This window comes from Streptomyces sp. NPDC102360 (assembly GCF_044766085.1).
In the GTDB taxonomy this organism is placed as follows: Bacteria; Actinomycetota; Actinomycetes; order Streptomycetales; family Streptomycetaceae; genus Streptomyces.
Map to the genome: position 1 here is coordinate 525,181 of NZ_JBIWLG010000001.1, position 15,868 is coordinate 541,048.

General features: G+C 71.5%; 14 protein-coding genes. 6 read left to right on the forward strand and 8 right to left on the reverse strand.

Annotation, left to right across the window (positions count from 1 at the left end; translation table 11 throughout):
- Positions 1–44: 44 nt before the first annotated feature.
- Both ACIRHA_RS02390 and ACIRHA_RS02395 read right to left on the reverse strand, forming a co-directional pair.
- Entirely contained in the window at positions 45–1,433 is a 1,389-nt protein-coding gene (locus ACIRHA_RS02390) for an APC family permease (RefSeq protein WP_403838957.1), read from the reverse strand.
- Positions 1,430–2,365, reverse strand: coding sequence for a carbon-nitrogen hydrolase family protein (locus tag ACIRHA_RS02395; protein ID WP_403838959.1), 936 nt, complete (start codon positions 2,363–2,365; stop codon positions 1,430–1,432). Before ACIRHA_RS02395 ends, ACIRHA_RS02390 begins: the two co-directional genes overlap by 4 nt.
- 163 nt (positions 2,366–2,528) lie before the next feature.
- Between ACIRHA_RS02395 and ACIRHA_RS02400 the strand changes: the two genes are divergently transcribed.
- Entirely contained in the window at positions 2,529–3,203 is a 675-nt protein-coding gene (locus ACIRHA_RS02400; RefSeq protein WP_403838961.1) for a TetR family transcriptional regulator, read from the forward strand.
- A 355-nt stretch (positions 3,204–3,558) separates the two neighbouring features.
- Here ACIRHA_RS02400 and ACIRHA_RS02405 read toward each other — a convergent pair whose 3' ends face one another.
- Both ACIRHA_RS02405 and ACIRHA_RS02410 read right to left on the reverse strand, forming a co-directional pair.
- Entirely contained in the window at positions 3,559–3,972 is a 414-nt protein-coding gene (locus ACIRHA_RS02405) for an ATP-binding protein (protein WP_403838963.1), read from the reverse strand.
- A gap of 633 nt (positions 3,973–4,605) precedes the next feature.
- Positions 4,606–4,800: a hypothetical protein gene (locus ACIRHA_RS02410; protein ID WP_403838965.1), complete on the reverse strand. Its 195-nt coding sequence runs from the start codon at positions 4,798–4,800 to the stop codon at positions 4,606–4,608.
- A 111-nt stretch (positions 4,801–4,911) separates the two neighbouring features.
- Here ACIRHA_RS02410 and ACIRHA_RS02415 point away from each other — a divergent pair, with 111 nt between their 5' ends.
- The gene (locus ACIRHA_RS02415; RefSeq protein WP_403838967.1) at positions 4,912–5,841 is read left to right on the forward strand and encodes a DUF4232 domain-containing protein; all 930 of its coding nucleotides are present in this window, start codon (positions 4,912–4,914) and stop codon (positions 5,839–5,841) included.
- 21 nt (positions 5,842–5,862) lie between these two features.
- Here ACIRHA_RS02415 and ACIRHA_RS02420 read toward each other — a convergent pair whose 3' ends face one another.
- Entirely contained in the window at positions 5,863–6,930 is a 1,068-nt protein-coding gene (locus tag ACIRHA_RS02420) for a PucR family transcriptional regulator (RefSeq protein ID WP_403838969.1), read from the reverse strand.
- A gap of 195 nt (positions 6,931–7,125) precedes the next feature.
- Here ACIRHA_RS02420 and ACIRHA_RS02425 point away from each other — a divergent pair, with 195 nt between their 5' ends.
- The 4 genes from ACIRHA_RS02425 to ACIRHA_RS02440 all read left to right on the forward strand — a co-directional run bounded on the left by ACIRHA_RS02425 (position 7,126) and on the right by ACIRHA_RS02440 (position 12,238).
- Positions 7,126–7,641: a hypothetical protein gene (locus ACIRHA_RS02425; protein ID WP_403838971.1), complete on the forward strand. Its 516-nt coding sequence runs from the start codon at positions 7,126–7,128 to the stop codon at positions 7,639–7,641.
- Between the two features lie 169 nt (positions 7,642–7,810).
- The gene (locus ACIRHA_RS02430; protein ID WP_403838973.1) at positions 7,811–9,262 is read left to right on the forward strand and encodes a flotillin family protein; all 1,452 of its coding nucleotides are present in this window, start codon (positions 7,811–7,813) and stop codon (positions 9,260–9,262) included.
- 206 nt (positions 9,263–9,468) lie between these two features.
- On the forward strand, positions 9,469–10,080 hold the full coding sequence (locus ACIRHA_RS02435) for a TetR/AcrR family transcriptional regulator (protein ID WP_403838975.1): 612 nt from the start codon (positions 9,469–9,471) through the stop codon (positions 10,078–10,080).
- Positions 10,081–10,174: 94 nt separating this feature from the next.
- Complete coding sequence (locus tag ACIRHA_RS02440) at positions 10,175–12,238, forward strand: restriction endonuclease (protein WP_403838977.1); 2,064 nt, start codon at positions 10,175–10,177, stop codon at positions 12,236–12,238.
- A gap of 475 nt (positions 12,239–12,713) precedes the next feature.
- Here the strand turns inward: ACIRHA_RS02440 and ACIRHA_RS02445 are convergent, their stop codons facing one another.
- The 3 genes from ACIRHA_RS02445 to ACIRHA_RS02455 form a co-directional block, all read right to left on the reverse strand.
- Positions 12,714–13,514: a GntR family transcriptional regulator gene (locus ACIRHA_RS02445; RefSeq protein ID WP_403838979.1), complete on the reverse strand. Its 801-nt coding sequence runs from the start codon at positions 13,512–13,514 to the stop codon at positions 12,714–12,716.
- Positions 13,515–13,579: 65 nt separating this feature from the next.
- Positions 13,580–14,419, reverse strand: a complete 840-nt coding sequence (locus ACIRHA_RS02450) for a sulfite exporter TauE/SafE family protein (RefSeq protein ID WP_403838981.1) — start codon at positions 14,417–14,419, stop codon at positions 13,580–13,582.
- Positions 14,416–15,855: a rhodanese-like domain-containing protein gene (locus ACIRHA_RS02455; protein WP_403838983.1), complete on the reverse strand. Its 1,440-nt coding sequence runs from the start codon at positions 15,853–15,855 to the stop codon at positions 14,416–14,418. The genes ACIRHA_RS02450 and ACIRHA_RS02455 overlap by 4 nt, the downstream gene beginning before the upstream one ends.
- Positions 15,856–15,868: the final 13 nt, after the last annotated feature.

Below are 15,868 nucleotides of genomic sequence, written 5' to 3' on the forward strand. Positions count from 1 at the left end.
AGAAACTCCGCCGCTGAACGGGCTGCAGTGGGAGGGCGGACCTTTCAGGACTCGGTCACGGCCGGCTCCTGTGCCGCTGTCGGCGGAGTGGCCTCCGTCCCGGCGATCACCTCTGGCGTAGGCCGGCTGAACCCTCGGGTGATCCAGGCCAGCCAACCGAGCCCGGCACACAGCCAGCAGACTCCGATGGTCAGGGCGGTGCCGCTGAGTTGAGTGAGGAGGTAGATCGTCACGCATGCGGCGAGTGCGGGGATGAGGAGGTAGCCAAGGGCTCCGACGCCGGGTTCCGTCCGGCGATGGCGGATGTAGTACGCGATGGTGCAGGCGTTCACCGCGGTGAAGGCCAGGAAGGCGCCGAAGTTGACGAAGGAGGTGGCTGTGGCGAGCGAGATGTTCAGGCCGACGGCGGCCATCGCTGCCGTGACGAGGAGGCCGCGTACAGGGGAGTGGGTGCGTGGATTGAGGATGCCGAAGACGCGGCGGGGCAGGACTCCGTCGCGGCCCATCGTGTAGAGCAGGCGGCTGGTCGAGAGTTGTACGGCCACGCCTGAGGCGAAGCCTCCGATGATGGTGGCGGTGTTCGTCCAGTCGGCGAACGCCTGGCCGCCCACCTGGACGGAGAGGGTGTACCCGGCGATGTCGGGGTTGGCGAACTGGCCGCCGGGGTGCACCAGTTGCATGACGTAGGCGACGCCGGCGAAGAGGAGTCCGCCGATCGCGACGACGAGTACGACGGCCCGGGGAATCGTGCGGGCCGGGTCTCGGGTCTCCTCGGCCAGAGTGGTGACGGCGTCGAAGCCGAGGTACGAGTACGCGGCCACCGCGGCTGCCGCGGAGACTCCCGCGAGTGTCGTCCCGTCGTTCCACAGCGGAGCGGAGTACGAGGCCGGGCGGTGGCCGGCGAGGTGGATCAGGCAGTAGATGACGAAGAGCAGGACCAGGAGCACCGCGAGCGCGGTGAAGGCCTTGTTCAGTCGGTCCGTGAAGTTGAGACCGATGATGTTGACGACGGTGGTGAGTACGGCGTTGACGATCAGCCACACCCACACGGGGACCGCGGGGAACTGGGCGTTGAGGTACACCGACTGCACCAGCCAGGCCATCATCGGCAGGAAGAGATAGTCGAGCAGCACCGCCCACCCCACCAAGAAGCCGACCGGAGCACCGAGTTGACGGCGCGCGTACACATAGGCCGAGCCGGACGCCGGGTAGCGGCGGGCCATCCGTGCGTAGCTCAGCGCGGTGAGACACATGGCGCCCGTGGCCAGCAGGAACGCGGTGGGTGCGGTGCCGGAACTGGCCGATGCCACGACCCCGAACAGGACAATCACCAGGCTCGGCGCCATATAGGAGACCCCGAACGTCACGACCGAGGCCAGGGAGAGGTGCCCCTTGAGTTCGGGGCTGCCCGAGCCTTGCGTGGCGGCGCTCACCGGCTCGCCTGTGCGTCCTCGTGGGACTGCTGCTGCGCGGGCCGGGTTCGGAGCGCCGACGGGGTTTCGGGCGGGGTTGCCGGGCGCCAACTCGTGGGCTCGATCCGGCCGTTGTACAGCGGGAGCTCCAGCGGGGTGTCGTCCGGAGCGAAATAGTTCCAGGGCCAGGAGTCTCCGCCCGTGCCGTGCATGCGGGCGGCCGGCACCCGGTCGAAGTCGACCACGCTGAGCAACACCGTTTCCTCCGTGCCGACCGCGGCCACCCGGGTCTCGCCCTCGGGGTCGACCAGCAGCGACCGGCCCAGCGCGGTCGGCGCCGCACCGTTGACGCTGGCCGTCCAGACCTGGTTGACGATGGAGTTGGCGACGTTGAGGGGTATTTCCTGGGCGCGGCCCGAGGTCGGTGTCTGGACGAGGTTGAGGACCAGCTCGGCGCCCATCCAGGCGAGATGGCGGGTGACCTCCGGGTACCACGCGTCGTAGCAGATGGACAGGCCCACGCGCCCGGTACCCGGCATGTCGAACACGACGAAGTCGCGACCCGGTGCCATCGGCTCGTACGGGCGCCAGGTGAAGATCTTCCGGTAATGGGCGACGAGTTCGCCCTCCGGGTTGTAGACCACGGCCGTGTTGTGGACCCGTCCGTCCCCGGCTCGTTCCAGGACGGTCCCGGGAACCAGCCAGACGCCCAACTCGCGTGCCAAGGCGGCCAGTTCCTTGCCCCGCGGGCCGTCAAGGGGTTCGGCGTACGCCGCGTAGTAGGCCTCCAGGTCCATCGACGCGTCGTCGGCCGGCGAGCACAGATGCAGCTCCGGGTACACGACGAGTTCGGCGGCGCTGGGGGACTTCTGGCGGCGGCGCAGGTTGGTGGCGAAGTCGGCGAGGGTCTCGGCGGCTGTCTGGACGAGGGCGACGCGGAGGTGTCGGCTCATGAGGGCGTACCTGCTTCATAGGAGGACGGGGGAGAGAGGCCCGGGACTCCGGGTTCGTTAAATGAAATTTAATTAACTGGATGGGTGGGGTCAATGGATACGTGCGAGCGGGTGTCCATGAAGGCTGCCGAGAGGGCGCGGCGCGTGTGCCAGCATGTGCTCCATGCCCCGCCGCAAAAACCAGGCCGAACGCCGTGCCCATCTCGTCGATGCCGCCACCGCGGCGATCCTGGAGCACGGCGCCACCGCGACGAAGCTGCGGGACGTGGCCGCGGCGGCCGGGGTGACGCCGGCCGCGGTGCTCTACTACTACCCGGACCTGCAGGCCGTGTTCGCCGCTGTCCTGGAGCACAGCCGGGAGACCTTCTGTGAGCTGCGCGAGGCGCAGATCGACGCGGCGTCGAATGCGGTCGACCAGTTGCGCGCCTGCATCCGCTCCGGGGTCCCCTGGCCCGGCCGGGCCGAGCTCAGCACGCGGCTGCTGATCGAACTGTTCCCGCTGACCTTGCGCGGAGAGGAGTCCGAGCGGCAGCAGCGGACCTTCGCCGCGCGTCAGGTCACGCTGTACCGGGAGGTGCTGCAGCGGGGCGCGGACGACGGAGTCTTCACACTGGCCGCGCCCGCCGAGGACCTCGCCCGTTCCTTCCTGGCCCTTGAGGACGGCTACGCGATGGACCTGATGGCAGGCATCGAGACACCACAGGGTGTGCAGGCCCGCCTGCTCCTGCACGCGCGAATCGTGACGGGCAGCGAGGCCCTGGACGCCCCCGCCCATGATGTGGTCCAGCGGGCAACCGCCAGTGACGCCGCGGTTCGCCGGAGGCAACCGCAGCGCTGACCACGTGTCGTCGGGTGTGCCGCTGCCGGGCCGGTGGCTTCGTTGACACGGTCGGGCTCTGATCCACCTCGCGTGGTGGGCCAGGGCTCACTGAGGCGCGGCCCTCCATCCGCCCTGCTTGTCATGGATCGGGTGACCTTGGGGGCTGCCCGGCGCGGGCACGGCCTGCCTGGCGCGGGGACGGCCTGGCGGGCGTACTCGGCTGCGGGGTGATCCGCCGGCTGGTCGCCGGCTGCCGGGCTGGTTCCGGCCCGGGAGGAGGGCGCCGTCGATCAGGGGCTCGTGGTGGGCGGGGCGGTGGAGAAGGCCTGAAAGTCCGTCACCAGCCTGTCTCCGCGCTTCTGTCCGGGAGCCGTCAGGTGAGGCGGGCGTGGATGGTCTTCCCATTGCGGGGGCCGGGGTGGGTGGTGAGATGGTCGGTGAGGTGGCGGACCATGTGCCATCCGAAGCCGCCGGTGCCGTCGTTGAGGTCGGGGGTCCGCTCTCGCGGGGGCGCCGGGTTGAGGTCGCTGACGGCGATGTTCACCGCGTCGGCGGAAGCGCTGAGGCGCAGGGTGTAGCGGCCGCCGCCGTGACGCAGGGCGTTGGTGGCAAGTTCGGAGACCACCAGGACGAGGTTCTCCGCCGTCTCGCCGGGCAGCGGCGGATCGAGGCTGGCGGCGAAGGCGCGTGCAACACCACGGGCGCGCGGGACGCCGGCCGGGCTGTCGTCTTCCAGGACGACGGCAGGCCTGGGGGCCCGTGTGGGGGTGGTCGTCGTGTCGCTCATGCGCTCGCACCTCGCTTGTATCGGTGGTCGTGCCGCCAGGCTCGGCTTGTGCCCGCGATGCCGGTCCTCAATCCCGGGTGACACTCTTCCGGGTGTAGGCGATGCAGAAGGTCCACCACCAGGCGTGGAGAAAATCTGCCGTAGCGGGAGTAGACATGGAGGCGTGCGGGCGTTAGTTTTTCCCCGTACCCACAAAGTCGAAGTGGGCACGGCAGAGACGAACTGCCGTGTCGGCAGGCCAAGCGGGATGACGGAACGGCAGTGGAGCGGCGGGGCCGGAAGTGGTGGGTCCCTTCACTGACTGTCGGGCCGAGCGACCCCAGGGATCGCATGACGCAGTGCCCGCGAAGTCGGCAGTACATCCGTGTAACCCCGATGAAGTAAGGAGCAGACGCCATCAGGATCGCCCGGGCGAGGAAGAACGCCGCTCGGGTACCGCAGACCCCGGATTGGAAGGTGGTCCCCGGTCACGCAACCGCGATCCCCGCTTCTCCGCTCTCTCAGGCGGACCGGCGGAACAAGAAGGCCGGTGCAGTCAGCCGGTAGATGGTGTTGAAGGCTCGGGGCCCGGGTGTCGTACGGCACCCGGGCCCCACGACGTATTTCCGGGGTCGCGTTGCCGTGACGTTCGGCTCAGCCGGCCAGGCGCGGGAAGAGGACTTCGGCACCCTTGCGGTCGATGGCCTCGGCCTGGCCGGGGGTGGAGTCCGGGTAGGTCGGCAGCGCTGCCGCGTTACTCTCCAGCCGCGCCTGGCCGGCCAACACCCCGCGGGCCCGGTCGGTCGCCTCATGAGAGCGCTGGCGCTCGCCGGCAGTCGACTCGTCCATGGCGCGGCTGGCGTCACGTGGAGTGGTGGCGACCACGTTTGTGACTCGACTGTGGCCGGAACTGTGGCCTCCACCACAGGTGGGCGGTCCAGGGCCTGGTGAAGTGGCCGGATGCGAAGACCCATCTGCCTTGTGTCAGTTGCCGCCGCGACCGTGCTGTTGCTCAGCGCCTGCGGGACGGAAGACGTGGGGGCCGGTGGAGTCCGCTCGTCCGCGGTGCCGTCGACCCGTACGCAGGTTGTCGATCCCGGCAAGGACGGCGTGCGGATCACCTCACTGACTCTGCCGTCGGCGTCGCCCTCTCCCTCGCCGTCGCCCTCGCGCAGCTGGATCGTGTCCGCCGACAGGCTTCCCGTCGACTCGGGGATCGTCGCGGGCTTCGAGGTCACCAACAAGAGCGCCGAGTCGCTGACCTATACGGTCGTCATCACCTTCATGAGCGGCGACGCCGGTGCCGTGGAGAACAGGACCGTGACCGTGCGCGACGTGCCGCCCGGGAAGACCGTACGCGGCACGGTGCGAGCCGGGAAGCTGCAGCCCTCCGCGCCGCGGGTCACACAGGCGAAGGTCCTCGAAGTCACCAAGGTTCCCGCGGACGAGGCGCCCGCCGGGACCGGCACGTGCCCCGCCTCGGGGATCCGGGTCAGCGTCGATCGAGGTGACGCGGCCATGGGGCTGCGCGTGGTGGGCCTGCACCTCGCCAACTGCGGGGAGCGTGACTACAACGTCGAGGGATATCCGCTGCTGGAGCTCCTGGACGACGACTTCAAGCGCGTGGACGGCATCAAGGTCCTCGACGGCACCGGTGGGATCGCCACGGGCATCGGCCGCGACGGGCCGCCCCGGCCGGTCGTGCTCAGGCCCGGCGAGTCGGCGAGCGCCTCCCTGGCGTGGCACAACACCACCCAAGCCGGCACCGCGGTGAACGTTCCCCACGTACGGGTCCGTGCGAAGGCCGGTGCCGCCCCGGTCACCGTGACCCCGCACCTCGACCTGGGGACCACCGGGAAGCTCGGGGTCTCACCCTGGGTGAAGGGGTAGGAGGGGCGGTGGAACGCGCCGTCAGGCGGTGGCGGTGTCCGCCGGCCAGTCCATGAGGCGGGCGCCGATCACCGCGGTCTGGAGCGTGTAGCGGTCGGCCGGGACCGCCGGGTCGATCCCCGTGAGCTGGTGGATACGGGCGAGGCGATACGTGAACGCCCGTACGCTGAGCGACAGTTGGCGGGCGGCCTCGGCCGACACGCAGCCGGCGTCGAAGTACGCCATGAGCGTGTCGAGCAGCGGCTGGGCGCCGCCGCGTGCCTGGCGCAGGGGTCCCAGCGTGTTGTGGACCAGGTCGGTCATGGCCTGCCGGTCGCGGGTGAGGACGGGGTAGACGAGGAGGTCGGCCGAGCGCAGCACCGGGGTGTCCAGGCCGAGCCGGGCGGCCAGGTCGAGTGCGCCCAGCGCCTCCTCGTAGGACTGCACGACACCGCCGGGGCCCGACTGCGGGCGGCCGATGGCGACCTGGCTTCCTTCGGCGGCGGCGTACGCCTGCTTGGCGAAGTAGGAGAGGACCTCGCTCTGGTCGCCGGGGGCGATGCAGACGAGCCGCCCTTCCTTGGTGGTCAGCAGGATATTCCGGTTGCCGAAGCGCCCGATCACCGCGCGTTCGATCTCGCGCGCGACGGTGTCGCCCTCCTCGTACGCGGCGTCGCCGCGGGCCACCGCTATGGCGTGCTCGCCGGACAGCCGCAGCCCGAAACGCTCGGCGCGCTCGGCCAGTTTGCCCAGGTCGCTGCGGCCGTAGAGCAGGTCGTCGATGAACTCGCGGCGCGCCGCTTCCTCCCGGCGCATGGTCTGCCGCTGCGCGCGCTCGTAGCCTTCGGCGAACGCGTCGATGGCCTGGGCGCCGGCCGCGACGACGGCGTCGACCGTCACCCTGGTGCCGATGTTGCCGGTGTGCGTGCGTGCGAGATGGGCGGCGACCAGCGCGCGCAGCCCGATTCCGGCCTCCGCGGCGCGCTCGCCCAGCGCGCGGCGTGCGTCGAGTTCGCCCCGGTTCAGCCGGCGGCCGGTGGCGGAGGCGTCGGCGACCGCCTGCACGTACCCGTCCAGATACTCGTCCGGGACGTCCTGCTGCGACGTCATGCCTACCCCCATCGCTCCCATCGCGGTGCCTGGTGCTCCCCGTGCTCCCCGGACTTTTTAACGTATGCGCAAGTAGGCATCAAAATCGCGTAAAGATTGCCGGGATGCGGAAGGTACTTCAGGTGGTTGCCCATGACAACGTTCGGGGCAGCACGCGGAACACGCGGAAGCAGGAGAGCCGGGGAGGCCAGTGACATGACGTGGTTTCTCGGCCTGGGCATCGTGGGAGTGGTGCTGCTCGTCCTGTCCCTGGTGCTCGACGGGGTGCTGGAGGGTCTCTTCGACGGGATCGGGGCCCTGGACGGGCTCTTCGACGGACTGCTGTCGCTGCCCGTGATCGCGGGCTTCGTGTCGATGCTCGGGTTCGGCGGCGCGATCGTGCTCGGCACCACCGACCTCGGTGCAGGGCCCGCCACCGCCATCGGTGCCGTCGCGGGGGGCGGCGCCGGCTGGCTGACATGGAAGCTGACCCGCGCGCTGATGCGGGACCAGACCGCGGTGGCACCCCGCGGCGACGACCTCGTCGGCAGCGCGGGCACCGTCGTCACCGCGATTCCGGTCGACGGATACGGCGAGGTGCTGCTGCATCTCGCGGGCCAGCCGGCGAAGTTCTCGGCGAAGAGCGCGATCGGGGTCGCCCGCGGCGCCGAGGTGTGGGTGGCGGACATCCTGTCGCCGACCTCGGTCGAGGTCCGCACCGTCGACCGCTGACCACTGCTGCGTACACACCACCTGTGTACACACCACCTGCGTACAACGTCACCTTCGTGCACGTCACCTTCGTGCACATCACCCTCGTACACGTCACCGCGTCGCGTACTGACCATCACCAACCGACTGCCGTTCGCCGGGAGGCGAGGGGGCAGAGGGGGAAGCCATCATGAGCCCTGTCACCATCGCCGTGGCCGGAGTCGTCGTACTCCTGGTCCTGCTGGCGCTCGTCGTCATCACCCGCTACAAGGTCGCGGGGCCCAGCCAGGCGTTCATCGTCACCGGGCGGCGCGGCAAGAAGTCCACCGACCCGGAGACCGGCCACGTCATCACCGACAACAGCGGCCAGAAGGTCGTGGTCGGCGGCGGCGTCTTCGTCGTCCCGTTCGTGCAGCAGAAGTTCACCCTCGACCTGTCCTCGCGGCACATCCCCGTCGCGGTGCGCGGCGCGGTCACCCTGCGCGGGGTGAAGGCGCACCTCGAAGGCGTCGCGATCGTCAAGGTCGGCGGTACCGAGGACTCGATCCGGGCCGCCGCCCAGCGCTTCCTGATGCAGCAGGACGGCATCGTCGGCTTCACGCAGGAAGTGCTGTCCGGCGCGCTGCGCTCGATCGTCGGACGCATGTCGGTGGAGGACGTCATCCGCGACCGGGCCGCGTTCGCCGGGCAGGTCGCCGAGGAGGCGGAGGCGTCGCTGTCCGGGCAGGGTCTGGTCCTGGACGCCTTCCAGATCCAGGACATCACCACCGAGGGCTCCTACCTGGAGGACCTGGGCCGGCCCGAGGCCGCCCGTGCCAAGCAGGAGGCCGACATCGCCGAGGCCGTCGCGCGCCGCGCCGCCGAGCAGGCGCGGCTGAAGGCCGAGGAGGAGATCGCGATCGCGCAGCGCACGTTCGCGCTGAAGCAGGCCGAGATCAAGGCGGAGACCGACCAGGCCTCCGCGCAGGCGAACGCGGCGGGCCCGCTCGCCGACGCCGCCCGGCAGCAGGAGGTCCTGACCGAGCAGGAGAAGGTGGCGCAGCGTCAGGCGGCCCTGACCGACCGCGAGTTGGACACCAAGGTCCGCAAGCCCGCCGACGCCGCCCGCTACCAGGCCGAACAGGAGGCCGAGGCCCGCCGGATCGGCCTGGTCAAGCAGGCCGAGGCGGACGCCCAGCGGTCCCGCCTGACCGGTGAGGGCGAGAAGGCGCACCGTGCCGCGCTCGCGGACGCGGTCCGCATCGAGGGCGAGTCCGAGGCCGCGGCGATCGGGGCGAAGGGCGCCGCCGAGGCCGAGGCCATGCAGAAGAAGGCCGACGCCTTCGCGCAGTACGGCGACGCGGCCGTGCTGCAGATGCTGGTCGAGGTGCTGCCGCAGGTCGTCGCCAAGGCGTCCGAACCGCTGAGCGCCGTCGACAAGATGACGGTGATCTCCACGGACGGGGCGAGCCAGCTGTCCCGTACGGTCGCCGACAACGTGGCGCAGGGTGTGGAACTCCTGAACTCCACGACCGGTGTCGACCTCGCCGCGTTGCTGAAGAACATCACCGGCGGGAAGGGCGCGGCGGTGCCCGCCCCGAAGCCCGCCGAAGCGGCAGCCGGCGCCGAATCGGCGAACGGCCACATCGAGATCACCGACTGACCGTCGGACCGGGCGTCAGCGGCTTAACGTTCGTTCGGCACGGGGCTTCCCCGCCTCTCGTGGGAGGAGTGGGGGAGCCCCTGCCGTACGAGTTCCGCTGCGGGCTCGGTGATGAGGACACACGGCGCTACGATGACGGCGCCGTCGCCGGCTGTACGGATGTTCAGTGGCGGGGCGGACTGAGCGGCCCAGCAGATCGGAGCATCGTGTCCACTCGCCCCGCAGGTCACAAGGCCATCATCGAGGCGGCCCGCGAAGAGTTCTCCGAGCAGGGCTACGGGGCCACCTCGATCCGTGACATCGCGGGGCGCGCCGGGGTCAGCCTCTCCGCGCTGTACTACTACTACAAAGGCAAGCAGGACCTGCTCGTCGCCATCCTCGAAGAGGGCCTCGACGCCTACTTCGGCGCGTGCGGGACCGCCCTCGAAGAGGCCGGCGACGATCCCGCGGAGCAGCTGGAGGCCCTCGTCACCGCGACGGTCCAGTTCCGTATCGAGCACCCGGTCAAGAGCAGCATCGTGCTGACCGAGGGCCGCAGCCTGGAGCCCGAGCATCTGGCCCGCTACCGCAAGAACGAGGAGCGCGGCACGCAACAGTTCCGCGAGGTCATCGAACGCGGCGTCGCCGACGGCGTGTTCCTGACTCCCCACCCCGACGACGCCCGCCGCGCGGTGATCGCCATGTGCAACGCCATCGCCCAGTGGTACCGGACCGACGGCGAGGTGACTCCCGGCGAACTCGTGGAGCGGTATGTGTCGTTGGCGCTGACGGTGGTGGAGTACCGGCCGCGTTCCGTACGCCGCCCGGCCCGGAAGTGACGAGGGCCGACGCACCGCCCGAGCCCCGCTAAAGTGGTGCGGCTACACCTGGTTGTGGGGACAACCGGGGTACTTGGGGGAGGGGCGCTCACAGATGAGTCGTCGGACGAGGGGAACCGTCGGCGTCTGGGCCGAGATGCAGCGGCAGCAGCAACGCCAGCGGGAGATCGAAGCCAGGCGCAGCAGGCACGAGGCGCAGGAGGCGCGCGCCTACCAGAGGCGGGCCGCGCAGAGTGCGCGCGAGTACCAGCAGGCAGAGGTGCGGCGCCGCACGGAGGCGCTGGAGGCACAGGTCACCAGGTTGCAGGGGCTGCTCGCGGAGGGCTGCCGGGCGCCCGCGTTCCGCGCGTCCTCCTTGCTGCGCGCCGAGGAGGTCCAGCCGTTCGCTCCGGGGCCGCTGGCGTACCCGGCGCCGCTGCCGAGCCAGCAGCAGTACCAGGCACAGGGCGGGTGGACCGTGGGGCGGCGGGCCCAGGCCCAGGCCGAGGCGCGGGCACGGTTCGAACGGGACTGGCATGCCGCTCAGGCCGCGGAGGCGCACCGGCAGCGGCAGTTGGCCGCGTACCAGCGCGAGCACCAGCAGCGCAGTGACGCGCTCCTGTCGGAGATCCGGCGGCACAACGCGTCGGTCCAGGCGGTGACCGACGGCGTACGGCGCCGCGACCCCGAGTCCGTGGTCGAGTACTTCTCGGCTGCCCTCTACGCCTCGTCGGCCTGGCCCGAGGGGTTTCCGCGTCAGGTCACGGCGGCGTATGACTCGACGGCGCGCGAGCTCGTCCTGGACTGGGAGCTGCCCGCGCACGACGTCGTGCCGGAGGCCAAGGCCGTGCGGTACATGGCCGGTGCCGACCAGTACAAGGAGACCCCGCGCCCGGTTGGGCAGCGCCGCGCGCTGTACCGGGAGGTGCTCGCCCAGTGCGTGCTGCTGGTGGTGCACGAACTCTTCGCCGCCGACGAGTCGGGCGCCCTGGAGTCGGTGGCCCTGAACGGGTTCGTCGACGGCCACGATCCGACGACGGGCCGGCCCGAACACCTCGTCCTGGCAACGGTGTTGGCCACCCGCGCCGCGTTCCGCGACCTGCACCTGGCGCAGGTCGACCCCTGCGGCTGCCTGGTCGACGCGTTGCGCGGGCAGCTCTCCGCGCGCCCCGACCAGGCCGCGGTGGTCCGGCCGAGCCGGCGGCCCCAGGACGTCGGCAGCCGTGTCGTGGCCCATGGTGACGACACGGAACCTGACCTGTACGAGATGGATCCCATCGCGTTCGAGTCGCTGGTCGCCCGGCTCTTCGAGGCCATGGGCATGCAGGCGGTGACCACACAGCGCTCGAACGACGGGGGAGTGGACGTCAGGGCCCTGGACCCGACGCCGATCCGGGGCGGCGACATCGTCGTCCAGGTGAAGCGGTACCGCAACACGGTGCCACCCACCGCCGTACGGGACCTGTACGGGACGGTGCAGGACGCCGGCGCCAACAAGGGTGTCCTGGTGACCACTTCGCGCTTCGGCCCGGGCTCCCACGCGTTCGCCAACGGAAAGCCGCTGGAGCTGATTCCGGGCACGGAACTCGTCGACCTGCTTCATCGGCACGGCCTGAGCGGGCAGTTGGGCGACGGCGGCGGCCGCCGTGGCACGGCGCCACGGCCGGAGCCGGAGCGGGGCCCCGGCCTCCCCGACGACTACAACGTCCTGGGCATGACCTGGGAAGGTGAGGTCGCCCTGGACGTGTGCGCACTCGTCTGCCAGGGATCGCGCGTCCTCGGCGACGCCCACTTCGTCTTCTACAACAACCCGCGGACACCGGATGGTTCGGTCCGGGCCCTGCCGGCCGAAGCCCCGGACAAGGCGGCGATCTGCGTCGCCTTCGACCAGTTGCCGGAGCGGGCCGACCGGCTGGTGCTCGTCGCCGCCATCGACCCGGAAATCAACCCGGACGCCGACCTCGCGGGGTTCACACGGGCCCGCATCCGCCTGCTCGACCCGGCCCTCGCCGAACTGGCACACCTGGAAGTCTCCGACGGCCGCCCCGGCGAGACCGCCCTCGTCCTCGGCTCCTTCCGCCACCGGCCGGGCGGGGACTGGGACTTCGTCCTGGGCGGGAAGGGGTACGCGGGAGGCCTGGAGGAACTGGTCCAGGACTTCGGCATCGACGTCGAATAGGACCGGTTTCCGCGAGGAGCCCGCGGCACGCAGGCGGTCGTCGCGGGCCTCGGGCCGCTCGTCGGTCAGGGCCAGGACGGCCTCGCGCAACAGCGGGCCGACGGCGAACACGCTTGGGTGGGCGACGACTTGCTCGCACAGGTCGACCGGGATGGTCAGGAGGCGGGCGTCCGTGCGGCCGTGGAAGCGGTGGGAGTGGGCGAAGCCGGGCGGCGTCCACGTCACACGGTGGGCCGGTGCGACCCATGTGCCGCGCTCGGTCGTCGTGGCCAGTGTTCCCGCGGCCGCGTGGACCAGCTGACCCTGGTCGTGCGTGTGCGGGGCTAGGTGGAAGCCGTGCGGCAGCCACCCGGTGCCGCTGGGCATGTCCCGCGGTGGCGTGGGCCCATCGGAGGGGTGGCGACTTTTCGGCATGAGGGCGCAGACTGCGGATCGACGGACGATGCCCACCCGGCAAGCTTGGTCGGGACGCCCGTCAGGGCGTGGGCACCGGTGCGCCCAGCCGGTAACCGTCGTCGGCGGAGAACGCCGCGGCCACGGTGAAGCGGTCCGCGCGGACCAGGGTCTGGCGCCACTCGACCTGGCGGTGGGCCGCGTCGTGCCCGAGCCGGTCGATCGCGAACAGCGCCGTGGAATCGGGGCAGTCGAGCAGCTTGCGCTCCGCGCGCGTGGGCACGACGGCCCGGATGCGCTCCCACCCGCCGCTGATGTGCGTACGGCAGTGGCGTTCCAGCTCGTCGTAGAGCGAGGTGTGCGTGAAGTCGACGGACAGGAGCGGGCGGGCGACGTCCGCGGGCAGCCAGACGCGGTCGACGGCGAGCGGCTCCCCGTCGGCGAGGCGCAGGCGTTCGAGGTGGACGAGGGGAGTGGACTCCTCCAGTCCGAGGCGGGCGGCGATGACGCCGTCGGCACGCTGGTCGAGGCGGCGAACGACGCTGCGTTGGACGGCGCCCACTTCCTCGACGGAGCGGAAGAGGCTGTACGCCTCGCCGACCTTCTGCTCCAGCGGCCGGCTCGCCGCGAACCGGGACACCCTGCCCCGCTGCGCCGTCACCAGCCCCTCCGCGCGCAGCGTGCGCAGCGCCTCGCGGACGGTGTGCCGGCTGACCTGGTACTCGGCGACGAGGTCGTGCTCGCCGGGGAAGACGTCCCGGAACTCGCCGTCCTCGAGGCGCCGCAACAGGTCGGCGCGGAGCTGGGACCACAGCGGCTTGCCCTTGGACCGGGTGAGCGGACGAGGGCCGGACTGCGAGCTGCTGGTGGGCACGGGATGCATGCTCGTCGATTTACGGAGACGGTGCAAACCACCGGTCGCACCACCGGTCGCACCCCTGGCCCCGCTCACACGAACGCGTCCACCAGCATGAACGCCGCCGTCGCGAGCAGCAGGACCGCGAACGCGCGCTGCAAGGCCGGTCCCGACAGCCTGGCCGCAAGCCGCCGGGCGTCCCACGCCCCGAGGATCGCGGCGCCGACGAAGGGACCGAGCACGGCGGGGTCGATGGAGACACCCTCGGTCGTCAGCCGCGTGGTGAGGGACACCAGCGAGTTGAGGAGGGTGACGACGAGGCTGGTGCCGACGGCCGCCCGCATCGGCAGGCGCAGCACGGACACCAGGGTCGGCACGGCGAGGAACCCGCCGCCCACTCCCAGCAGCCCGGTCACGGCGCCGAGCCCGGCCCCTGCCCCGGCGGTCCGCAGGGACCCGGCCCGAGTGGTGGCCGTCTGCCGTGCCTCTCGTATTTGTACGAGGCCGGGGGCGGGCGCCGCCGCCACCTGCACCGGCGGTCCGGAGTCCGGGGGCACCGCGTCACCACAGGCGCGGGTGCCGCGCAGCATCGCCGTGGCGGCCACCGCGGCCAAGACGGCGAACGCGCCGGTCAGCAGGGACTGCGGCAGGCGGTGCGCGAGCATCGACGCCCCGACGGTGGGCACCGCGCCGACCGCGGCGAACAGGACGCCGGTCCGCCAGCGCACGGTGCCGGTGCCCGCGTGGCGGGCGAGGGCGGTGGCGGAGGTGACGGTGACGATGAGCAGGCTGGTCGTGCCCGCGTCGGCGGGGTCGACGCCCAGGAGATAGACGAGGGCCGGGACCGCGAGCACACCACCGCCGCCGCCGAGCCCGCCGAGCGCCAGGCCGACGACGGCGCCGCAGACCACGGCGAGGACCAGGAGGTTCACGCGGGGACGCCGCCCCCGCCGGCCGGGTGCTCGACCGGGCCGCGCCATCCGGCGAAGCCACCGCGCAGGTCGTCGGCGTCGAAGCCGCGGGCCCGGAGCACGGAGGCGGCCACGGACGAGCGGTTGCCGCCGGCGCACACCACGACGAGCGGCTGCTGCCGATGTGGCGTCAATTCGCCTACTCGCGCGACCAGTTCGGGCAACGGGATGGTGCGGGCGCCGGGGACCGTGCCGGTGTCGTGGATCTCGCCGGGGGCGCGTACGTCCAGCACGGTGAAGGCCCTGGGGTTGTCGGCGAGGCGGGCGGCCAGGGCCTGCGCCTCCACGCGCGGCATCGACGTCACGTTCTCGGCACTCAGGTCGTCGGCGGGCAGGGCGCCGACGACCCGGTCGTAGCCGATGCGGGCGAGCCGGTTGCGGGCCTCGCGCGCGGTGGCGGGGTCCCCGCACAGGGCGAGGTCGGCCCCGGCCGGGAGCACCTCGCCACAGAGTTCGGCGAACCGGCCGCCGAGCGGGACGTTGACCGAGCCGGGCAGGTGCGCGGCGGCGAAGGCGTCAGGGTCCCGTGTGTCGAGTACGCTCGCGCCGCCGGCGACGGCCTGCCGTACGGCGTCCGGGGTGAGGGCGGCGACGGGTGCGTCCTCGTCGAGTACCGGGCGGGCCTCGCGGTTGCGCTCGGACGTGAACGAGAAGTAGGCGGGCGCCGCCGACCGGCCGGATGTCACGACCTCGACGAACGCGTCCTCGGACATGTCGGCCAGCGCGTAGTTGGTGTCGCGCTGGGTGCCGAGCGTGCAACTCAGCGCGGCCGACAGGTTCTTGCCGCAGGCCGATCCTGCCCCGTGCGCCGGGAAGACGCGCGTCTCGTCGGGGAGGGTGAGCAGGCGCTCGCGGGTGGAGCGGTAGAGGGCGCGGGCCATCTCCTCGGCGGAGCGGCCGCGCGCGCTGAGGAGATCGGGCCGTCCGACATCGCCGATGAACAGCGTGTCTCCGGTGAGGACCCCGTAGGGGACGGGGTCGGCCGCGTGCTCGCGTACGACGACGCAGACCGACTCCATGGTGTGTCCCGGTGTGTGCAGGATCTGTAGGTCGACCTCCCCGAGTGGGAGGTGTTGGCCGTCGGCGAGGGGGTCGGTGTCGAAGTCGACGTCGGCTTCGGCGCCGTAGGAGATGGGGGCGCCGGTGCGCTCGGCCAGCTCCAGGTGGCCGGAGAGGAAGTCGGCGTGGACGTGGGTCTCGATGACGCGCTCGATGGTGAGGCCGTGGTGTGCGGCGGTGGCGAGGTACTCGTTGACATCACGCTGGGGGTCGACCACGACGGCGCGGCTGGTGCCGCGGTCGCCGATGAGGTACGAGGCGTGCGAGAGGCAGTCGAGGTAGAACTGCACGAATATCAGCGGTCCGGTGCCGTCGTGGGTGACGGGCTCCTGGGGCATGACGGACTCCAGA